Origin of the sequence: Aeromonas sp. 603757, assembly GCF_049171255.1 — a bacterium.
GTDB classification, from domain to species: domain Bacteria; phylum Pseudomonadota; class Gammaproteobacteria; order Enterobacterales; family Aeromonadaceae; genus Aeromonas; species Aeromonas veronii_A.
In genome coordinates, this window is the sequence record NZ_JAAKOE010000002.1 from 146679 (window position 1) to 167663 (window position 20985).

Below are 20985 nucleotides of genomic sequence, written 5' to 3' on the forward strand. Positions count from 1 at the left end.
TTTTTTCGGCTGACGTGATTAACTTCATGATTACAAATTAACTCATTGGATTATTGAAGTTTTTCAATCATAGAGCATGAACATTGAACCCAAGCTGCTTGATCGAAAAAGTTCTCTCTGTTCTTCACAACAGAAGCCGTTCTGCTGCTGAAAAATGGAGTAAAGAGTATCATATGAGAACGAGATTGCCGACAGGATAGTGCTTACGATGACAATAGCCAGGAGGAAAAAAAGGGGGGGGGAGTATTGTGGCGGGCGAGAGGAGCCCTCGCCCGCACTCAATCAATCAGGCGAAGCAGGCCCAGATGGGAGCGTGGTCGGAGGGTTTCTCGATGCCGCGCAGCTCGTAGTCGATACCGGTCTCGGTCACGCTGTCCTTGAGGGCGTCGGAGGCCATGATGAGGTCGATGCGCAGGCCGCGATTCTCGTCAAAGCCCTTGGATCGGTAGTCAAACCAGGAGAAACGCTCGCACTCGGTAGGGTTGGCGGCGCGGAAGGTGTCGGTGAGACCGAACCCTTTCAGCCGCTCCATCCATTCGCGCTCGATGGGCAGGAAGGAGCACTTGCCATCCCGCAGCCAGCGCTTGCGGTTCGCTTCACCGATACCGATGTCGAGATCGGTGGGGGAGATATTCATATCCCCGATCAGCACCAGCTGGTCGTCCGGCGTGTGATGAGTTTCGAGATAGTGCTGCAGCTCCTCGTAGAACTTCTGCTTGGCCGGGAACTTGGTCTCGTGATCCTGGCTTTCACCCTGCGGGAAGTAGCCGTTCATCACCTTGATGAGAGAGCCGTCTTCGCGCTCGAAGGTCGCCATGATCATCCGGCGCTGGGCCTCTTCGTCATCGGTGGGGAAGCCTTTCTCCACCTTGACCGGCTTCTGCTTGCTCATGATGGCGACCCCATAGTGGGCCTTCTGGCCGTGAAACTCCACGTGATAGCCCATGGCCTCCACATCGGCCAGCGGGAAAGCCTCGTCGTGTACCTTGATCTCCTGCAGGCCGATCACATCGGGTTGGTGCTTGTCGATGATGGCTTGCAGCTGGTGCAGGCGGGCGCGCAGGCCGTTGATATTGAAAGAGATGATCTTCATGTCCGGGATGCTCATGTCATTTTTATAAGTGGCTATTGGACTAGGAATCGGCGGTGGATGCAAGTTCGGGGCGCGGGTCAGCACCAGTGGCCGACCCGCTTGGCAGGGAGAGGCGTCAGCGGGTCATCTTTTTGACGAATACCACCACAAACAGCGCCAGCGTGAAGCTGCCGGTAAAGGCTTCGAAGGCGGCAAAGATCCTGGAGAGCCCGACCGGAGTGAAGTCGCCGTACCCCAACGTGGTGAAGGTGACCACGCTGTAGTAGAGGCATTCGAGCAGGAAGATGGCGTTCTCTTCAAGGGGCGCCTCTGGTCGATAGATAAGGTAGTTACCCGCGAAGTTGAGGCCGCAGAAGAAGTAAAAAATGCTGCAGATAAAGATGAGCAGCAGAGAGAAGAGCACCACCCTCATCGGGGCCTCGCCATAGCCGCAGAAGAGATCGACCACCCAGGAGGTAAAACGCTGGGTCGACCAGAACGGCAGTTGCAGGCGGCGCATGGTGAGCTCCTGCTGGATATAGTTGCCGGACATGGTGAAGATCCCCTGCGCCTCGGAGGCTTTGCGTAGATCCCGGTAGGTCTCTTCCGCCTCCTTGAACCAGATGCGCGCCTGTTTGGGATCCTGTTCGCGGCGCCCCTTGCGATCCTGCATCACCCGTTTGCCGGTCTGCATGTTGTCGAGCCGGGTGTTGTGCCAGCGGATGCCGAGCAGGTTGACGTCATCGAGGGTGGCGCACTGGAGGTTGGCATCACTGAGATCGGCTTTCATCAGGCTGCCGCCCTTCATGCGCAGGCCGTAGAGGTGACCACCGCGCAGGTTGGCGCGATAGAGGTTGCACTGCTCCAGCAAAAATCCCTGATCGGACTCCTTGTTGACCAGATTGAGGCCCGCCAGATTGGCCCGTGACAGCTGCAGGCCGTGGCAGAGTCCGCCAGCGCGAACGTACTGTTCAAGCGCCTCGGCGGTGTGGGCTTCCTGATGGGTATGGTGGGGATCATGCCAGTGGCAGAGATCGTGCTCGCCAGCCTCTTCACTGCAGTGGCGGCCATCGGCCACCAGATAACGACACATCGCCATCTTCGTTTCCCTCGCATTGCCGAACTGGTTTCAGCATAGGCGGGGAAAAGGGGGCACGGCGGCGTCTTAGCTGAACTGGTTGAACTCCTGGCGCAGCTTGCGAAAACGCTCCTGCTGGGCCGGGTTGAGGGGGATGCCGTCGAGCACCTCCAGGGTCTCCTTGCATTCGGCACCAAACTCCGGGCTCTTGCGGTTTTTCTGCATCAGTTGCAGCAACACCTGGATCTTGTTGAGGGCGGCACCGGTATTGGCGGGCGCGCGGCGCAGGGCCTCGCGGAAGTGACCGAGTGCCTGTTCAAGCTCCCCGGCCTGATAGGCCTTGATCCCCAGATCGTTGAGCTGCTGGTAGCGCTGACGCCGCTCCAGTACCGTCTTGTCATCCCGGGTTGCCTGAATACAGGTGGTGAGCAGCCGGTCTTCGTCCTCCGCCAGCAGGCTCTGCAGGCTCTCGGCGTACTCAAACTCGCCGAGCTGATAGAGAGCGAGGATGGTTTCGCCAAGCAGGGCGGGGGGCATGGTGGCCGGTTCGTCGAGCCAGTTCTGGTTGGCGCGATAGAGCATCTTCTTGCCCTTGAGCAGCTCGCCCAGCGCGATCTGTACCCGAGCCTGACAGATCTGCTCGAACACCGGGTAGTTGAACTCCGACATCATCAACGAATCGCGGATGCGCGACAGGGCAGAATTGACCTGCTTTTGCAGGTTGGCGATGTGGTAGCTGTCGTTGCTGTTGAGGGCGTAGAGGGTCAGGGTCTGGATATAGGCCCCCAGATAATGGGGCGTGCGGTGGATGGAGTTGCGCGACAGGTCGATCAGCGACATCAGCACATCCTTGGCATGGGCGTAGTCGTGGCGCTGCAGGCACACCTCCGCCAGCCGACGGGAGAGTTGCACCGACTGGGGGGAGATATCCACCGCCCGTCTGAGCTCCTGCTGCGCCTGCTCGTCATTGCCAAGGGCCAGCAGGGATTCCGCCAGCCAGAGGTGAGCCTCCACCATCAACGGGGTATTTTTGAGGGTCGCCTGCAGATGGCTGACCGCCTCTTCGTGGAGCCCCAGGGTGTTGCAGGCCTTGCCCAGCGTCAGGCGGGCCCAGCTGTTCTCCTGCCCTGCCAGCAGCTGGCGCATCAGGGAGCGCGCCTCCTGCGCCTGACCCAGCTTGAGGTGGGTATCGGCCTGCAGGCAGCGGCAGTAGTTGGCAAAACGGGGCACCGCATCGGCCCGCTCGGCACAGGCGGTAATGAGAGCCTGGAAGTTGTTGTCGGCCAGGGCGGTGAATACCGGTGCCAGGGCATGACGCCGGGCGAGGGCGCGTCTGAGGCGAAACGAGAACTGCTCCTGGGAGAAGGGCTTCATCAGGTACTCGTCGGGCTCGGCCTCCAGCGCACTCAGCACCATGGCGCGGGAGCTGTCGCTGCTCACCATTATCACCACGCTCTGGGGCGGGATCAGGCTCTGGTCACGCAGACTCTCCAGCAACTGGCGGCCATTTTCGCCGACCCCCAGATCGTAATCGATGAGATAGATGTCGAAGCTGCCCTTCTGGCAGCGACGCCGTGCATCCTCGGCGGTATTGGAGTAGGTGATGTTGCTGATACCCAGATTGATCAGCATCGCCTTCATCATCACCTGAAACGAGCGCTGCTCATTGACCATCAGAATGCGTTGGGGCTTGGCAGGGCTCTTCTTTTCTGACGCGTTTTCCGGTGTCTGCATTGTTCTGGGTCGAGGCGCTACGGGTTGATGGGAGAAAGTGTGCCACCAAAGCGTGTCAAGTGGCAATCAATGTGCTTTTGTCACGCAACTTTCAGTTTCCATGTCACGCTCTGTGCCTGGTGGCCAGGGCGATGTGGTTGATCCATATCAAATAAAGCTCAGATGGGGTGGCAGCACGCGGCACACTTTTTAGACTGATAGAGGGGGCAAAGACAAGCCTCGGTCACATATAGGCCCCATCAGGCAGGTATCAGGGCCTGCCTCTGTCAGTCCATGAATCACGGAGGGATCAGAGATGAGTTTGCTACCAAGCCGTACCAGTCTGTTCGATGACCTGTTTCGCGATATGGCGTCCGGCTTCTATATTCGCCCCTTGCACGGGGACCCCTTGCCGAGCCAGATCAGGCTGGATTTGAAGGAGAGTGATGGCAACTATGTGCTGCAAGCCGAGTTGCCGGGGGTTGCCAAAGAGGACATCCATGTGGATATCCATGGTAAACAGGTGACGCTGAAAGCGGAGATCCGCCAGTTTGACAGCCAGAACAAGGATGAGCGAACACTGCGCAGTGAACGCTATTTTGGCAGTGTTTCACGCACTCTGGAGTTGCCGGTCGAGGTGGCGCTGGACAAGGTCAGCGCCAGGTTCGAGAACGGTATCCTCACGTTGCAACTGCCCAAGCAGGTGGAAACGCCAGCCCCTCACCGGGTGACCATCGAATAGCCCGTGACAAGTTCATCATCAACCGTAATGAGAAGGCCCCGTTATCGGGGCCTTCTGTTTATCAGTGCTTTTCTGTCGGTTGCTTCGCCAGATAGTGGGCGAATTGGGGCGTGTACTTGGCCTTGAACCCCTGTTCGGTCTTGATGATGAGATAGACCGCCAGCTTGTGCTGTTTGGCAAATGCCATACCCGCTTCGGGCCCCATCACCATCAGCGCGGTATCGAGGGCGTCAGCCTCAAGCGCGGTCGGGGTGATCACGCTGGCGGAGACCAGCTTGTGGGTGACCGGCTGGCCGGTGGCAGGATCGATGATATGGGAGTAACGCTGGCCATCCAGCTCGTAGTAGTTGCGATAGCTGCCTGCGGTGCTGAGCGCCATACCGTTGGGGATGACGATATCGGAAAACGCCCCCGGCTGATCGGAGGGTTCGACGATGGCCACTTTCCATGGCGAGCCCTTGCTGTTGTTGCCCTTGCTGCGCACCGCACCGGCCACTTCGATCAGGTAGTTGTGTACCCCCTTGCCCTCGAGCAGGGTGGCGATTTCATCCGATGCCGCCCCTTCGCCGAGAGTGGAGAGGTCGAGATAGAGATCCGGGATCGTTTTTTCGAGCAGGAAGTGATCCCCTTGCGGGGTCAGGGTCAGCTTGTCGATGCCCACCTTGTGGCGGGCGGCGGCGATGGCTGCCTCATCGGGCCGCTTGACCGGCCGTTTGTCCGGGCCAAAGCCCCACAGATTGACCAGAGGCCCCACGGTCACATCCAGCTTGCCGTTGGTCAGCTTACCGGCATCAATCCCCTGCTGGACTATGATGGCCATGGCGGGCGGGATGGCAAACGGGGTATTGGCGGGCCCCTGATTGAAACGGGAGATGAGCGAGCCCGGATCGTAGGTGGAGATCTCCTTGTTCATCCGGGCCAGCAGGCTCTCTACGTCGCTTTTGAGGGCGGGCTCCCCACCGGGGTAGCTATCGCTCAGGGTCACCACATAGTAGGTACCCATGGTCTTGCCCTGAATACGGGTCTGGGCAGGCGGGGTGGGCTGGCAGCCGGCCAGCGCCAGCAGCAGGGTCAGCAGCAGGGTCAGCAGCAGGGTCAGCAGCAGGCCGCGCAGGGCCGCCACGGGGGTTATCGCAATCATCCGGCGCTCTCATCTGGAGAAGGTTCATATCGGGGCGCTAGCTTAGCCAAGGGGCGCCCGCCGGGCGAGCCCTGATGGAGGCAATCGGAGGGAAAAGGGCAGAAAAAATTAAACATTTTTGAACCTGTGGCTGGAGCGGGTCGTATCGTCCATCCGTGAGGGAGATAGTGGCGAGTAGAGCACCGTCTGGTGACCTAGCCCGCAGCTTTGGCCAAAACCCATCGCCGATTGAAAACAATTGAGTAAAATGAAGGTCGATTTAGACGGCATCTTTGCGAAGCGTTCACCGCATCCGCCAAGTCGTTGCCATCCATTGCCAATCAAAGGAGAAGATGATGAAAAAGGCGATTACCCTGCTGTTTCTGAGTACTCTGGCTGCCCCGGTTCTGGCGGATGAGTGTGCACTGGTCATCGAAGGCAATGATGCCATGCAGTACAACCTCAAAGAGATGAGCGTTCCGGCCACCTGCAAAGAGGTGACGGTCACTCTGAACCATACCGGCAAGCTGCCTGTGACCGCCATGGGCCATAACTGGGTGCTGTCCAGCACCGCAGACTATCAGACTGTGGCGACGGCGGGGATGAGCGCCGGGGCCGAGAACGGCTATCTGCCCAAGGATGATCCCCGCGTGCTGGCGCATACCAAGCTGATCGGCGGTGGCGAGAGCAGCAGCGTCACCTTCAAGACCGACGGTCTGGCGGGCAAGGATCTCACCTTCTTCTGCTCCTTCCCCGGCCACTTCGCCATGATGAAGGGCTCCTTCAAGGTCAACTAAGGTGCTGAGCGGCATCGAGCCGGTTGCCTCAATAGAAAAAGCCGGGATTTCCCGGCTTTTTCATATCTGTCGCTTGTTGTGGCGTGGCATGACTGCGCACAGCCGACTTTCGCGTTATTTGGCCTGCAGGGTAAAGAAGGCGATGGTGGTCTTCTTCTGGCATTCGAAGTGAATGCTCTCTTCACCGGTCACCACCAGCGTCTCGTTGATGGCCACCTCTTTGCCCTGCACGGTCAGCTGGCCGCTCAGCAGGTGACAGAGGTAGGTCTTCCCAGGCTCGAGGGTCAGGGTCAGCGGGAAGGGGAGGTTCAGCACCCGCACGTTGGCGCTGATGCGAGCCGGATGGTAGATAAGCCCCAGATCGGTCACCTCTTTTTTCAGCAACTCGCAGTGGGTCTCCTCGTCGCCGCTAAAGTGCGCCGCCTCGAAGGTGGCGTAGGGGTGGCCGTTGAGCACAAAGCCAGCCCCGCTTACCGGCAGCAAAATGCGCTGATAGCCGGGAAAGGGGGAGAAGGGGCCCGCGCTCTTGATGGGTGCCGAGCTCAGTCGATAGTCAAAGTCGAGTTTGGCAAGGCTGCTCCCCTTGGGGGAGATGAGGATCTGGCTGGTTGTGCCCTGCTGGTTTTTCCAGGGCATCTTCTGGTGGTCAGACTCTTTAATCAGGGTGATCACGGGCACTTCCTCACGATAAAAAACGCAGGGAGCCGGGGACATCAACCCCGGCTCCCTGATAGAGATTGGCGATGGTAAAGGCGATCAGCCCTGACCATCCAGTGCGGCCAGCCGCGCTTCCATGGCGGCGAGACGACTCTTGAGCTCGCTCACCTCCTGCTCCAGCTCGCTCAGGCGGTCGGCGGTAGGGGAGGCATAGGCAGCCGCAGGGGCGGCATCCATCATCGCCTGAATATCCACCTCACCGCTGAACAGGTGGGCGTAGCGGGATTCGCGCTTGCCCGGCTCGCGCGGCAGCTTGACCACGTAGGGGCCACGCTCGATGAGTTGGGTCAGCACCGCATCCACCTCGGTGACATCATCGAAACTGCAGAGGCGGTTGGTGCGCGAGCGCAGCTCCCCCGGTGTTTGCGGGCCGCGCAGCAGCAGCTCGCAGATGATGCCGAGCTCCTGGGCATCGAATTTCAGTTCACCAAACTCGGTGTTGCAGAATCTGTGCTGGTAGCGGGGGACCCGGGCATTGAAACCGGCAGTGTTGACTACCAGGCGTCGGCGGATCAGCTCGTCCACCACGGCGCGGATATCGAGCTCGGCCAGATCCAGTACCGGCTCGCGGTTGCTCTTCTGGTTGCAGGCGTTGACCAGCGCATTGAGGGAGAGGGGATATTGATCCGGGGTGCAGATCTCTTTTTCAATCAGACACCCGATGACACGGGCCTCCAGTGGGCCAAGTACTAACTCCATTTCCTACTCCCTAGCAAATCGCGATATCAAGAGCCCCCTATCTTAGTCATGCCCCGCACCGCGTCCAGTTTTGCGCGCCATTTTTGCGAGCTAATCAGAGGGTTGGCGAAAGGCTCGCCAACGCCAGAGGTCTCCGCTTTTAGCGCTGCCCCTGATAGAAGCGCGCCTTGTCGGCATACATGGCGTCATCCGCCACCCGGCTCAGCTCCGCCAGCGGGGTCTGGTCGCTGCTGCTCCAGCCGATGGCAAAACGCAGCGGGAAGCTATGCTCCCCATGTTGCACGATGGCGTGCTGCTGGCTTGCTTCCAACCTGCCTGCCAGCTGCTGGCAGGCGAGGTGATCCGCCTCTGCCAGCAGCACGAATTCGTCTCCTCCCATTCTGAATATGCTCTCATTCTGTCGGCACAGCGTGCGCAGTAGTCGTGCCATCTGGATCAGCAGGGCGTCGCCCGCCTCGTGCCCATACTGGTCGTTGGTGCGCTTGAGGCCGTTGAGGTCGAGCATGAAGAGGGCGAGGTGACGCTCCGGATGGCGCGCCAGCACAGCCTGATAGTGATGGAACATCTCTTCGAACGCCTGGCGGTTGGGCAGGCCGGTGAGGTTGTCGGTGCGGGCGACCCGTGCCAGTTCATCGGTAAAGAGTCGCCCCTCGATGCCCACTGCCAGTTGCTTGGCAAACAGCCGCAAGATAGCCCTGTCCTCCGACTCCAGCCCTTCGGCGCTCACCATCAGATAGCCAAACAGCACGCCACTCTGGCTGCCGGGCAGGGTCATGATCTTCCAGAGTGCGTTATCCCACTGGCATTCGGAGTGTTTGACCTCCTCATCCATCAGTTGGGTCAGCTTCTCCTGCAGGGCATCCCGCAAGGGAGCATCGACCCCCTGGGTCAGGGAGTAGTGGGGCTGGCCATCGCGGCGGATCACCAGCCCCCAGCGGTGACCGGGATAGAGCTGGGAGAGCTGCAACAGGGCGGAGCTAGCCAGCTCGGCGATATCCACATCCAGCTGCTGGTGCAGACCGAACTGCAGCCAGGATTGCAGCACATGGCGGCTGCGCTCCTCCCGGCTCAGGGCCGAACGCAGGGCGGTCGTTTGGGATGCCACCTCTTGCTCCAGCTCGTCATTGAAGCCGAGCAGCCGCTGGTTGAAGGCCTCTTTCTCGCTGTTGGCCTGCTGCAGTTGTTCGTTCTGTTGATAGAGTGCCCGCACCTGGGCCGAGATGGTGTAGGCCATCTCCTGCAGCAGTTGGCGTACCTCGTCGTACTCCACAAAGCGCAGCGGTGCCTGCCGTTGCTGGTAGTTGCCCTTGCCATAGCTGCGCACCAGCGCGGCCAGCGAGCGCAGCGGTCGGGTGAGCCAGCGGGTAAGCCAGACACAGCCGATGGCCACCAGCAGCAACATGACGGCGATGCTGATGGTGAGCAGCTGCTGGGATTTGTTCAGCTCGCTAACCCTGTCATCGCTGTAGCTGTAGAGGGTGATGGTGGGGGTAATCATCTCTGCAAGTTGTGGCCAGCCGATAGTCAAGAGCTGCGCCATCTGGCTGGGGACCCGGTCATCCATGTCTCTGGTGTTGTCATGTGAGCCCTCGTAGAGAGGGGTATCTCCTTGTGAAATGACCAGATACTCGCTCCCCTTGAGATAGGGTTCCAGCAGCTGGGCCATCTGTCGCCAGGGGAGGATAGCCATCACGAAGCCGGAAGGGGTCTGCATCACGCCAGCACGCTGGTGATTGCGATAGATGGGGGCCACCAGCGCCAGTCCGCCGCTGCGGTCCTGCTCCATATCGCCGATCAGCAGGGGATCATCCACAGGCATCAGCAGATGTTTACCCTGTTTGGCTTCCCGCGTCTTGCTCCAGGCCATCAGCTGTGGCATCAGGTTGCTCGACTCGAGGTGGGAGGCCTGGCCATTGATGTACTCCACCACCAACCCCTTGTCATCGATGAGGTAGGCCGAGGTGAGCAGGCTGTTGGATTTGACAAAGGTGGCCAGCGCCAGCCGGGCATGACTGGAGAAGAGAAAATTCTCGAGTGCCTGATTGAGCACCCGGTCGTTGCTGAGTTGCTGAAGTTGGGTGCCGATCAGCTCGCTGCGAAAGCGTGCCTCACGGGTCATGCTGGTGAGGGCCCGTTCCAGCTGGGATTGTTCGCTCTGGGCAATGATCTGGTGCTGACGAGCCAGCAATATGCCGCTCACCAGCAGCGCAGGCAGCAGGGCAACGGTGAACAGGATGACGATGAGCGTGGGGCCGAGACGAAAGGTACGGTGGCTCATTTTGACTTGACCTGCCGGTATTGCTGATCAGCCAGTTGCTGCATGTAACGGGCCGCATCAGCAGCACTGCTTCCCTCCTTGAAACGCTCGAACCCCTTGTCCATCGCCTGCCAGGCAATGGACATGGCACTGTCGGAAGGCATGGGAGTACTGAGGGTAAACTGTTCCAGCAGCACTTTTTCCTGAGGCGTGGGACGGCGGCTGATGGCGGTAAAAGCCTGCTGATTGACCGGCAGCAACGCCCCCTGATGATAGATGAACTGCTGAATATCCTGACGCTGGATAAAGGCCATCAGTGCCTTGATAACGGGTTGCCGATCCTCATCATCCATCGCCCAGCGGGAGGCTCCCATCACGTAGGCGCCGCTCATGGAGTGCATGGAATGGCTTTGCCAGCGGGGCAGCAGGGCGACACCCAGCTTATCCCCCATATTCTTCACCAGATCATTGAAGGCCCAGTCCCCATTGATGAGGTAGGCGCTTTTGCCCTCATTGAAGCGGGCGAGGGCGGTGTCATAGTCGCACTCGGGATCGACCCACTGTTCGCTGGCGACGGTGCGGTAGGCCTCCAGTGCCTGCACCATGGCCGGGCTGTCGAGGGTGATGCGCCCTTCGGTCACCGGCGAGCCGCCAAAGGTGTGTAAAAAGGCTGCGAAGTAGTACATGTCGTGATAGGGCCAGCTGACGGGGTAGACCCCCTTGGCCTTGAGGGCCGGGGTGATAGCAGTCAGTTGCTGCCATTGGGTCACCGGAGTCGAGATCAGCGCCTTGTTGTAAAACAGCATCAGATGGTTGCCCTGCATCATGGGCATGCCCCAGCGTTGCCTATCCAGGGTGACATAACGCAAGGCACTGGCCATCAATGAGGGGGAAAACCACTCGGCCGGGAGGGGAGCGAGGGTCATCTGGCGATAGAGGCCGATAAAATCGGAGGGGATCAGCATCAGGTCGGGCAGCCCCCTGGCCTGAGCCGCCAGCAGGATATCTGCCTTGATCTTGCCCGGCTCGATCTGGGTGACGTGAACCTTGTGATTGCCTTCCTGATTGAAGCGGGTGACCACGTCGTCGATCACATACCCGGCCTGCTGGGAGTGCCACAACTCCAGCACTGGCTCCTGGGCCCGCAGTGGCTGAATGCCAGAGAAGATGCAAAGCAGCAAAAGATGATAAAAAACGCGATCTATGGTCATGTTACCATCACATCTGTACCTTGGATCAGAAATGAAAAATGTAACAAACAACCGCTACTGCCGGTAGTGTGGTGGATCAACTAATTGAGTTAAGAGACAAAAAGCCCGGCGCTTGGGCCGGGCTGAGGGATAAATTGCTTATCCGGATTATCTTCGAGGCATCTATTGTGGATGTTGCTTGAGGATGTCGTATATCTCCTCTTTCAGTTTGAGTTTCTGTTTTTTCAGATCCCTCACCTCGGCGCTATAGTCGCTGGCGTGATGTTTTTCCAGCTTTCTAATCTCCGCATCCAGGTCGTTGTGCAAGTCAAACTTCTTCTGGAAATGGACATCACTGCTCTTCAGTTTCGAGATAAGTTCTCTGTACTCTGGGAACATGTAATGGAGCCTCCTTGGTTTCGTTTGATTGTGCCTTAGAGACCAAACTACCCCTTACCCCCCCAGATAAATGTGATCCGGATCCAATTCGGCAACAATGGTTTGCTGCATAAAGAGTATGTTTTTTAACTTGTTGAATCAAAAGCAGATCAGACATTCATTAGTCAGAGGGAGAGGGAAAAACTGTAATCCAGATCACAGTTGTGACGGCGGGATGATGGCCGTTAGCCGGTAAACGGCAGCAAAAAAGGGGCATAGAGCCCCTTCATGTAACCGGTATGGCGTTTACTCTTTTTTCTTTTTCTTCTCGGGCCGCGGCTTGCCGTCGCGGTGGATCACCTTGCCCGCCTCAAAGCCAATCTGGGCGGCCAGCTCCTCCAGATCCGCCGACTTGGCCTGATCCCCTATGGCGTAGCGATAGTTGGCGATGGATAGCTTGTCGGCCACCGGCGTGCCCGGGACGATAGGCTCGCGCCAGCCCTGGCCGATGTGGGCCACCAGGGTGCCGTTCATCAGCAGCTCGCCGACGATCTCCTGGGTCGGATTGCCCTTGCCGTAGGTGAGACCCTGCGGGTGCTTCTTGCCGACCAGCGGCTCGTTGCTGGCGGGGATCAGCTTGGTGCGGATCAGCCACTTGGGCTTTTTGGTGTTGCCCACCGCCTTGCCGGTCTGGTACTCGTTGATCTTGATGGTCTTGATCATCTGGGCCATGAAGTCCTTGGTCAGCGCCTTCTGGGCGTCGCTGGTTTCATCGATGGCGATGGGGGCCACATACCAGGTCTGGGTGGCTTGAGCCTTGGGAGCGGCAGGGGCAGTTTGCGCCATGGCCAGGGGGCTGAGCAGGATGGCAGCCAGCAAGAGTCCTATCTTCTTCATTGTGATTCCGCTTTTGTTTCAACAAGAATTTTGTTTTGCCAGCGACGACTGCGCCAGCGCCAGAACATGGCCAGACCGCGCACCCACTCGTCGCAGGCCAGCGCCAGCCAGATACCGACCAGTCCATAACCCTGCATGATACCGAGGAAATAGGAGAGTGGCACGGCAATTCCCCACATGGAGAGCAACGCCATGTAGAGGGGGAAACGGGCATCCCCGGTGGCCCGCAGGGCGTTGATCACCACCAGATTGAAGGTGCGGCCGGGCTCGAGGATAAGGCTGATAAGAAACAGTTGCGCCACCTGGGTGATGATGTCGGCATCATCGGTAAAGAGGCTGATGATGGTACGGCCATTGAGGGCAGCCACCACGGCGATGACGCAGGTGACTGCCAGCCCCAGCTTGAGGCTCTTGAGCAGCTGTTGATAGGCGCGATCGAACTGCCTGGCACCTGCCAGATGACCGATGATGATTTCGTTGCCAAGGCCGATAGAGAGGCCAAACAGCAGGATAAACAGGCAGATCTGGAAGAAGTAGGATTGGGTCGCCAGCGCCTTGTCCCCCAGCAGTCCGACAAAGGCTGTCACCACCATAAACTGCAGCATCCAGGAGAGGTTCTCTCCTGCCGCCGGCAGGCCGATATGGAGTACCTTGCCGAGCATCTCCCGGCTGGGGTGGACGATATCGCGCACCACCAGTCGAATGCCGGTCTTGCGGGCTACCAGCCACACCAGCAGCACCACGCCGACCAGTCGGCCCGCGACCGTGCTGATGGCGACACCGGCGACCCCCAGCTGGGGCAGGCCGAACCAGCCGTAGAGCAGCAGCAGGTTGCCGACGAAGGTGATGAGGTTGACGATGAGGGTCACATACATCGCCTGACGGGTGTGGCCGTGAGCGCGCAGGGTGGCTGCCAGACAGAGGGCTGCTGCTTCCGGTAACAGGCAGAGACCGATGATCTGCAAGTAAAGCGTCCCGTCGCTCATCAGATTGGCAGGCAGGTTCATCAGCGCCAGCATGGTGCTTGCTCCTGCCATCACGCCGATGGCGGCTACCAGACCGATCAGCAGGTTGAAGCCGATGGCGGTGTGGATCACCACCCGACTCTTCTCTCGATCGCCCGCCCCCAGATACTGGGTGATCACCACACTGGTACCGATGCTGACGAAGCTGAACAATGTGATGGCGAGATCGAACACCTGATTGCCGACCGCCAGCGCGGCCACTCCCTGATAGGAGACGTGACCCACCATGAAGGTGTTGAGGGCACCGGTCAGAAAGTGCAGGGCGAGATCGATAAAGAGCGGCCAGGTCAGCGCAAATAGCGTGCCCGGGCCTGCATGGGATTGAGATTGCATGGCATGTCCAACAGCTGGGAGTGCACGGGGGAGTGCCCTCTGGGGGCGCATTTAACACCAAGGCCAAGGCCGGTGCAATCCTTGTGCAGGATTGCACCGGCCAGGGGAGCAGGCCAAGGGATCAGGCAGGCGTGGCGCCCGCCTCCTGTTCGCTTGGCAGGGTGAGGCGAGCCGAGTCGGGCAGGGCATCATCCTGCGGCCAGTTGGAGCGGATGGCATCAGTGGTGCTCTCCACCACCGCATCATCCTTGAACACCGGCTCGCGGTAGCAGCGAGTCAGGCGTAGCGCCTGATACATATCGGGGCAGAGGATGATCCCCTCATCGCCCACCCGCACGCCTGCCTGCTTTAGCCAGTGGGTCATCTGGCCGTGGCGACCCGCCATCACCATATGGATGCCGCGCCGTTTCAGCTCTTTGTGCAGCTCTCCCACCATGCTCATCACGCTGATGTCCTGATGGGTGAAGCAGGCGACAGCATCGATCACCAGACACTTGGGGGCTCGGGGATCCTGCACCAGCAGGGCCAGCACCCGCCGCTTGAAATAGGGTGCATTGAAGTAGGTGAGCGGTGAGTTGAAGCGATAGACCAGAATACCCGGGATCGCCTTGGCCTGTTCGTTGTCCCCCAGGGTACGTACTACCCCCTCGTCATCCATGCCAAGCAGCTGGTCGGTGGGGCGCATCACATTACGCAGGAACTGGAATAAGCCCAGCAACACGGCGAGGGTGATCCCGGGGATTACCCCCATGGTAAGCACGCTGATAAAGGTGACCAGCGCCAGCCAGAAGGCGGATCGATCGGAGTGGCGCAGTGCCCAGAGACCGCGAAAATCGGTGAGCGAGAGTGAGGCCATCACCAGCACCACCCCGAGGGCGGCGGTGGGAATATATTTGAGCGGTGCCGTCAGATAGAAGGTGATGAGGGCGATCACCGCCGCGGCGATGATAGAGACCAGCTGGCTCTTGCCGCCGTTGGCGTCGTTGACCGCGGTGCGTGAATCCGCCCCGCTGATGGCAAAACCCTGTGAGACCGCGGAGGCGAGGTTCGCCATACCGAGGGCCCGAAACTCTTTGTCTGCGTCGATTTCGTAACCGTTTTTGGCGGCAAAGCTGCGAGCGGTCAGCATCATGGAGACGAAGCTCACCATGGCCAGGTTAAGGGCGGGCAGCACCAGCTCTCGCATCAGACCGGGGGGAAATTCCGGCATCTGGAACGCGGGCAGGCCGGAGCCCACCGTCCCCAGGGTGGCGATATCAAACTGGCCGAGATTAAAGCCCCACACCAGCGCAGCGGTCACCACCATGGCCACCATGGAGGAGGGCCATGCCGGTTTGTAGCGCTTGGCCAGCAGCAGGGTGAGCAGGGCTACCAGACTCATGGCCAGGGTCGGCAGATGGGTCTGGGTAATATAGGTGGCGCCGCTGGCGATCCGCTCGATGAGGTAACGTTCGCTGAAAGTGAAGCCGAAGATTTTGGAGAGCTGGCCCACTATGATGGTGATGGCCACACCATTGAGCAGCCCCATCAGGATCGGGCGGGAGAGAAAGTCCGCCAGCACCCCCAGCTTGAAGCGGCTGGCAATCAGGCACCAGAAGCCGGTCATGGCGGTCATGGTCATCACCAGTTGCCAGTGACGGGTGGGGTCGCCTGCGGCCAGCGGCGTTACCACGGCGGCGATGACCGCACAGGTGGCGGCATCAGGGCCGACGATCAGCTGGCGGGAGGTGCCAAACAGGGCATAGACCAGCATGGGCAGAATGCAGGAGTAGAGGCCGACGATGGCGCCGACCCCCGCGAGCTCGGCATAGGCAATGGCCACGGGCAGGGCCACCGCAGCGACCGAGAGTCCAGCGCGAAGGTCAGGCATCAACCAGGCGCGCTGGTATTGCAGCAGGGCGGCGAGACCCGGCAGCCAGCGTTCGAGAGAGAAGAAGTCGCGCATTATTTAACCCATTGAGTTACAACCAGCTTTTACCCTAGTGTGCCCAAGGTTATCGAAAGATTGCAATCAGGTTATGGCCAGTTTACCTGAAGGTCAGGCCAGAGGGTCTGCCACTGCTTCTCCTTGATGCGCTGGGTGAAGATCTGTTTGTCCTGGCGGCATCTGGGGTTGGCACTCACTTGCAACGACCAGTTGATGGCAAAGCCATAGGGGGCAAGCCACTCGAACTCGCCATCTTGGGTCAGGCGCACGCCAATGCAGGTGGGCACTTCGACCCAGTGGCTCAGCGCCTCAAGGCTGCTGGCAAATGGCGCCACCAGCTGGCGAGTGTGCATGCGGGCCTGATTGCGCACCTCCCACTGCTGGCTGGGCAGGCGTTTGGCGAGCCAAGCTTCGTGCTCCGCTTCGGCCAGCCCTTGCGGATCGGTTTTATCGAGATAGATAAGGTCGATATCGTTGAGCGGGGTGGGCACCGCCTTGTGGTGAAGGTGATCCCAGATGAGGTTGCGGATAAAACCGGCCCCCAGCGCCCAGTCGGGCAGATTGAGCTCGGCCGCGGCTTGCAGGCAGGCCATCCGCTGCGGATCGGCCCGCAGCAGGGCTTCTGTTTTGGCTTGGAATTGCTGTTCGAGGGGGGAGTTCAGAGGTTCAGTTGTTGGCATTGCGGCGTAACCAGACATCAATGTAGCGGCAGCTCGGCACTATAGTGAGCCCCTCCGCCTGAGTCCAGTTGAAGAAGGCGCGTGCCAGCTGATCGGCAATCCCCTGCACCCGCAGCTCGGGCGGTACGAAGGTGCTGTAGGCATCGATGGTCTTGGCATCGAGCCGTCGGTAGCGCAGTCTCGACTCTTTCCCCTCCACCATACAGATGAACTGCTGCTGGTTGGCCTGATGGATGATGTCGCTCATGGTGGGCACCTCTGGCATAAAGTTGGGTCTCTCGGCACAACATAACTGTTAGCCAAGGTATAGAACAGATAATGAGAGCCCGTGGTCAATATCATCCCCCTTTGACAGAGGGCGCATCAATATCGCGATGCAGATCAAGGTGCCCGATGGTGAGTCGGGCACCGCGTTAGTGTCAGCACAAGAGTGTTGGCAAAGGGGAGGGATCAGACCCAGGCCCGCTCCAGCAGAGTGAGCAACTGCTCACGGTCGGCGTCCTTGCGATTGAACAGCAGGGCACCGTCGTTGACTGCCAGATCGCGGATCTCGGTCAGTAGCGAGCGATCGCTTACCCCAGCCTCGCTCATGGTGCGCGGCAGCTTGACCGCTTGCCACAAGGTGTCGCGCAGGGTGCGAATGGCTGTGATGGTCGCCTCCGCCCGCTGATGGGCCGGGGTGGCGGCAAAGCGCTCTGCCCCCACCAGCGGCAACAGCAGCCGGGCCAACTCGCTATCCACCTCGGGGCGGTTGTAGTCGAGCACGGTCGGCAAAAAGAGGTTCATGCACAGCCCGTGGGGCAGATGGCAGCGGGCTCCCAGACTGTGGCCGAGGGCGTGCACCAGCCCCACCATGGAGTTGGAAAAAGCCATGCCAGCCAGCGTGGAGCCTTCCGCCAGTTGCAGCCGCAGCTGTTTGTTTTGCGGGTCGTGGATGATTTGCGGCAGGGCGCTGGCGATCTTCTCCACTGCCATCAGTGCCAGCGCATCGCTCACTGGATTTTTCGCTGTGCCGATAAAGGCTTCGATGGCGTGGGTCATGGCGTCCATGGCGGTAGCGGCGGTGATATTGAGGGGCAGCCCCTGGGTCAGGCGCGGGTCGAGCACCGCCAGCTGGGGCAGCAGGAAGGGGGAGGTGAAGGGCACCTTGCGCCCGCTCGCCTCATCCTTGATCACCGCCACCAGCGTCACTTCTGATCCTGTGCCCGCCGTGGTGGGCACCACTGCCAGCGGCTTGAGGGGACGGGTCAGGCAACCGGCGCCCGAGTAGTCGAGCAGATGATCCCCCCCCATGGAAGTGAGAATGTTGACCGCCTTGGCGGTGTCGATGACCGAGCCGCCCCCCAGCGCCACCAGACTGTCGCAGTCGAGCTCGCGATAGCGTTTGGCGATCCGCTCCACCACGGCGGTGGAAGAGTCGGCCGGGATCTCGTCCCAGATGGCGGCAACCGGCAGCTCCCCCTCGGCCAGCACATTGGCCAGCAGGGTGGCAAGGCCGGTGGCATTGACCCCCTTGTCGGTCAGCAGCAGCGGGCGACGGGCCCCGAGGCTGGCCAGCTCGCTGGCCAGCTGCTCCAGCGCCTGTTCACCGGCCAGCAGTTTGACCGGGCAGAAGAAATCGTAATAGCGGCTCATTTCAAGGCTCCTTGCGCGTTAGCCGGTCACCAGACCCAGATAGATGTTGCAGGCCCGGCCGATCTTGTTGGTCGGGGCGGGATAGTGGCGCAGCAGTGGCCGCGCGATAAAGGCAGGCAGGATCAGGGACTGCAACTGCTCAAGCCCCCGCACCAGATGCATGGCGGTGGTCAGATCCCCCTCTACCAGCAGCCGGTTTTCGCCAAATGCCTGATTGACCCCGAGCCGAAAGCTCAGGGCGCGAAAGGCGATATTGGGGTGCTTGAAGCGCACCCGCAGCGGATGGATGGTGGCATGGGGTGCCGCCGGCGCGCCGGGATACCAGCGGCCCCCCTGCTTGTGCATGTTCATGGCGTAGCCGATGCCGCCCACTTCGAGGCGAATAGCCAGCCCGTCCGGCAACGGCGCCAATTCGCGGCGTACCGCCTCATCGGTGCGGGCGGCGCGGCAGAGGGTGCGACCCACCACCCAGAGCAGTGTGGTGATCCAGAGGCGGCGGCCAAGTGCGGCCAGAGATTCAACGGTCGGAGTTGTCATAGGGGTTGGCTCCTGAGATGGCTGACCAGAAGAGGGCAAAGGCACTGGCTTGCCAGTAGTCGTCCTGTCCCAGCTCCGGTTGATCGACAAACAGTGATGCGCAGGCGAGGAACTGGCCCTGACACACCTCCAGCAACAGTGGTGCGGGAGCCTGCATCAGCTCGCCGCTGGCCTGCCCCTTTGCCAGCAGGGCAGGCAGAAAGCGCAGGGCATCGTTCAGGATCTGGCTGCGGGCCGGTCTGGCCAGCAGCGGAGAGTGAAAGAAGCCCAGCACGAATTTGAGCTCATTGGGATGCGCGAGCATCCACCCCATCGCCAGCTGCCAGTAGTGGCGGGTCTGGTCGTACAGCGACAGGGTGGGATCTGCTTCATGGATGGCGCTCCCCATCCGGGTTTTCACATCCTGATAGAGGGCGAGGATCAGCGCCTCCTTGCTCGGAAAGTGGTGGAACAGAGTGCCGTTGGCCACCCCGGCCGCCTTGGCGATGCGGGCGGTGGCGGCCCCCTGCAGGCCATCTTCGGCGCAGAGGGCGAGGGCGGCATCCAGGATCTGGCGGCGCTTGTCGGTCATGGTTTGTGGCTGCGGGATAGCCTGGTTCATGGTCATCTCCATCAGCGCAGGAAGAAGGCCATCATCAGCTTCTGGATCCAGCTGTGGTAGGGCGGATGGATCAGGGAGCCGGTGGTGAACTTGCCGCGGGTCAGCACGGTTTTCGCCTTGGAGAAGGTAAGAAACCCCTCGTGGCCGTGGTAGTGGCCCATGCCGGAGGCGCCGATGCCGCCAAACGGCACATCATCGGCAGCCACCTGAAACAGGCTCTCGTTGATCGCCATGCCGCCGGAGTGGGTCTCCCGGGTCACCCGTGCCTGCAACTCGGGATCGAAGCTCATCAGATAGAGGGCCAGCGGGCGGGGCCGTTCAGCCACATAGGCGAGCGCCTCCTCCAGGGTGTCGTAGGTAATGAGCGGCAGCAGCGGGCCAAAGATCTCCTGCTGCATCACCTGACACTGACTCGGCACCCCGGTCAGCAGGTGGGGCACCAGCAGGCGACGCTGGTCGTCGCGGGCCGGGTTGCCACAGGGGTGGAGCTGGGCACCCGCCTGCTCGGCTTCATCGAGCCAGCTGACGAGACGTTGATACTGGCGGTCGTTGATGATGGCGCCGTAGTCGGCACTATTGAGCCCCTGCGGGTAGAGCTTGCTGAAGTGGCGGCGATAGGCGGCGATAAAGTTATCCACCTCGCTGCGGGGCAGCAGCACATAGTCGGGGGCGACGCAGATCTGCCCGGCGTTGAGGCTCTTGCCGAAGATCATCCGCTCGACCGCGGTGGCGACCGGCATGTCGGGGGCGATGAGACATGGGCTCTTGCCACCCAGCTCAAGGGTGAGGGGGGTGAGCTGGGGCGCGGCAGCGGCCATCACCAGCTTGCCCACCATGGTGGAGCCGGTAAAGAGCAGGTGATCGAACGGCAGTGAGCTGAACGCCGCCGCCATCTGGGCATCTCCCTCGATGATGGCGATCTCGTTTTCGTCAAACACGCTGGTGAGCATGGTGCGCAGCACGGCGTTGGTATGGGGAGTGAATTCGGAGAGTTTCAGCATCGCCCGGTTGCCCGCTGCGATGGCGGTGATGAGGGGGCCAAGGCTCAGCATTACCGGAAAGTTCCACGGCACGATAATGCCGACCACCCCGAGCGGCTGGAAGTGCACCTCAACTTTGGCGGGGGCCAGCAGCAGGCCGGTGTGGCGGCGGTGGGGCTGCATCCAGCGCTTGAGCCGCTTCTGGGTGTAGTTGATCTGCATGATGCAGGGCAGCACATCAGCGATCAGGCTATCGTAGTGGCTGCGCTGACCATAATCTGCCGCCAGCGCCTTGCACAGCTGCCCCTTGTGGGCGAGCAACGCCTGCTTGAGTTTGGTCAGCTGCGCCCGGCGCTCGGCCAGGGTAGGCATGGGGTGAGCCAGACTCGCCCGCTTGAGCCGTGCCAACTGATCCGGCAGGGACAATTTGATGGCGAGGATATCCTCAGGAGTGTGTTGAAGCTGCGCCGCACCCATGTTGTTCTCCGCATGAAAAATGACCGACTGATTAGTCGGTCTAAATCTAGTTGTTTGTTACCGGAATGTAAAGCTGGCAAGCTCTCTCCCGTTCACCTCGAGCCAGACGCAAGAGAGAACTGTGTGTCTC

Annotated in this window: 20 protein-coding genes; 2 read left to right on the plus strand and 18 right to left on the minus strand. The window is 60.4% G+C overall.

Annotation, left to right across the window (positions count from 1 at the left end):
• Positions 1-286: 286 nt before the first annotated feature.
• From xthA to G5332_RS02500, 3 genes are all read right to left on the minus strand, one after another.
• A complete protein-coding gene (gene xthA / locus G5332_RS02490) occupies positions 287-1093 on the minus strand; it encodes an exodeoxyribonuclease III (protein ID WP_421249359.1) in 807 nt (268 codons plus the stop codon).
• 115 nt (positions 1094-1208) lie between these two features.
• The gene (locus G5332_RS02495) at positions 1209-2171 is read right to left on the minus strand and encodes an ion channel (RefSeq protein WP_421249360.1); all 963 of its coding nucleotides are present in this window, start codon (positions 2169-2171) and stop codon (positions 1209-1211) included.
• A gap of 66 nt (positions 2172-2237) precedes the next feature.
• A complete protein-coding gene (locus G5332_RS02500; RefSeq protein ID WP_421249361.1) occupies positions 2238-3884 on the minus strand; it encodes a tetratricopeptide repeat protein in 1647 nt (548 codons plus the stop codon).
• 295 nt (positions 3885-4179) lie between these two features.
• Here G5332_RS02500 and G5332_RS02505 point away from each other — a divergent pair, with 295 nt between their 5' ends.
• Positions 4180-4605 carry an Hsp20/alpha crystallin family protein gene (locus G5332_RS02505; RefSeq protein WP_103250619.1) on the plus strand — a complete coding sequence of 142 codons (426 nt, stop codon included), beginning with the start codon at positions 4180-4182 and terminating at the stop codon, positions 4603-4605.
• A 61-nt stretch (positions 4606-4666) separates the two neighbouring features.
• Here the strand turns inward: G5332_RS02505 and G5332_RS02510 are convergent, their stop codons facing one another.
• Entirely contained in the window at positions 4667-5746 is a 1080-nt protein-coding gene (locus G5332_RS02510; RefSeq protein WP_421171810.1) for an FAD:protein FMN transferase, read from the minus strand.
• 335 nt (positions 5747-6081) lie between these two features.
• On the opposite strand from G5332_RS02510, the gene azu reads away from it, so the two are divergent.
• Positions 6082-6522, plus strand: a complete 441-nt coding sequence (gene azu, locus G5332_RS02515) for an azurin (RefSeq protein WP_227343020.1) — start codon at positions 6082-6084, stop codon at positions 6520-6522.
• Positions 6523-6636: 114 nt separating this feature from the next.
• On the opposite strand, the gene G5332_RS02520 is transcribed toward azu, so the two are convergent.
• From G5332_RS02520 to G5332_RS02585, 14 genes are all read right to left on the minus strand, one after another.
• Positions 6637-7194 carry a HutD family protein gene (locus G5332_RS02520; RefSeq protein ID WP_227342338.1) on the minus strand — a complete coding sequence of 186 codons (558 nt, stop codon included), beginning with the start codon at positions 7192-7194 and terminating at the stop codon, positions 6637-6639.
• A gap of 84 nt (positions 7195-7278) precedes the next feature.
• On the minus strand, positions 7279-7938 hold the full coding sequence (locus G5332_RS02525) for a YceH family protein (protein WP_421171812.1): 660 nt from the start codon (positions 7936-7938) through the stop codon (positions 7279-7281).
• A gap of 139 nt (positions 7939-8077) precedes the next feature.
• Entirely contained in the window at positions 8078-10216 is a 2139-nt protein-coding gene (locus G5332_RS02530; RefSeq protein WP_421311091.1) for a diguanylate cyclase domain-containing protein, read from the minus strand.
• Positions 10213-11406: a sugar ABC transporter substrate-binding protein gene (locus G5332_RS02535; protein ID WP_421311092.1), complete on the minus strand. Its 1194-nt coding sequence runs from the start codon at positions 11404-11406 to the stop codon at positions 10213-10215. The genes G5332_RS02530 and G5332_RS02535 overlap by 4 nt, the downstream gene beginning before the upstream one ends.
• Positions 11407-11568: 162 nt before the next feature.
• Complete coding sequence (locus G5332_RS02540) at positions 11569-11784, minus strand: YdcH family protein (protein ID WP_005337763.1); 216 nt, start codon at positions 11782-11784, stop codon at positions 11569-11571.
• A 285-nt stretch (positions 11785-12069) separates the two neighbouring features.
• The gene (locus tag G5332_RS02545; protein WP_227342341.1) at positions 12070-12660 is read right to left on the minus strand and encodes a hypothetical protein; all 591 of its coding nucleotides are present in this window, start codon (positions 12658-12660) and stop codon (positions 12070-12072) included.
• A complete protein-coding gene (locus tag G5332_RS02550; protein ID WP_216978410.1) occupies positions 12657-14018 on the minus strand; it encodes an MATE family efflux transporter in 1362 nt (453 codons plus the stop codon). The genes G5332_RS02545 and G5332_RS02550 overlap by 4 nt, the downstream gene beginning before the upstream one ends.
• Positions 14019-14139: 121 nt before the next feature.
• A complete protein-coding gene (locus tag G5332_RS02555; RefSeq protein ID WP_421171814.1) occupies positions 14140-15963 on the minus strand; it encodes a SulP family inorganic anion transporter in 1824 nt (607 codons plus the stop codon).
• 71 nt (positions 15964-16034) lie between these two features.
• The gene (locus tag G5332_RS02560) at positions 16035-16625 is read right to left on the minus strand and encodes a nucleotidyltransferase family protein (protein WP_421311093.1); all 591 of its coding nucleotides are present in this window, start codon (positions 16623-16625) and stop codon (positions 16035-16037) included.
• Positions 16612-16872: a GNAT family N-acetyltransferase gene (locus G5332_RS02565; RefSeq protein WP_005337747.1), complete on the minus strand. Its 261-nt coding sequence runs from the start codon at positions 16870-16872 to the stop codon at positions 16612-16614. The genes G5332_RS02560 and G5332_RS02565 overlap by 14 nt, the downstream gene beginning before the upstream one ends.
• 203 nt (positions 16873-17075) lie before the next feature.
• Positions 17076-18260 (minus strand): iron-containing alcohol dehydrogenase, encoded by a 1185-nt coding sequence (locus tag G5332_RS02570; RefSeq protein WP_139708930.1) that lies wholly within the window; start codon positions 18258-18260, stop codon positions 17076-17078.
• An 18-nt stretch (positions 18261-18278) separates the two neighbouring features.
• On the minus strand, positions 18279-18797 hold the full coding sequence (locus tag G5332_RS02575; protein WP_421311094.1) for a hypothetical protein: 519 nt from the start codon (positions 18795-18797) through the stop codon (positions 18279-18281).
• On the minus strand, positions 18778-19398 hold the full coding sequence (locus G5332_RS02580) for a TetR/AcrR family transcriptional regulator (RefSeq protein ID WP_158109357.1): 621 nt from the start codon (positions 19396-19398) through the stop codon (positions 18778-18780). The genes G5332_RS02575 and G5332_RS02580 overlap by 20 nt, the downstream gene beginning before the upstream one ends.
• Positions 19399-19409: 11 nt before the next feature.
• Complete coding sequence (locus G5332_RS02585) at positions 19410-20855, minus strand: coniferyl aldehyde dehydrogenase (protein ID WP_236768475.1); 1446 nt, start codon at positions 20853-20855, stop codon at positions 19410-19412.
• Between the last annotated feature and the right edge of the window lie 130 nt (positions 20856-20985).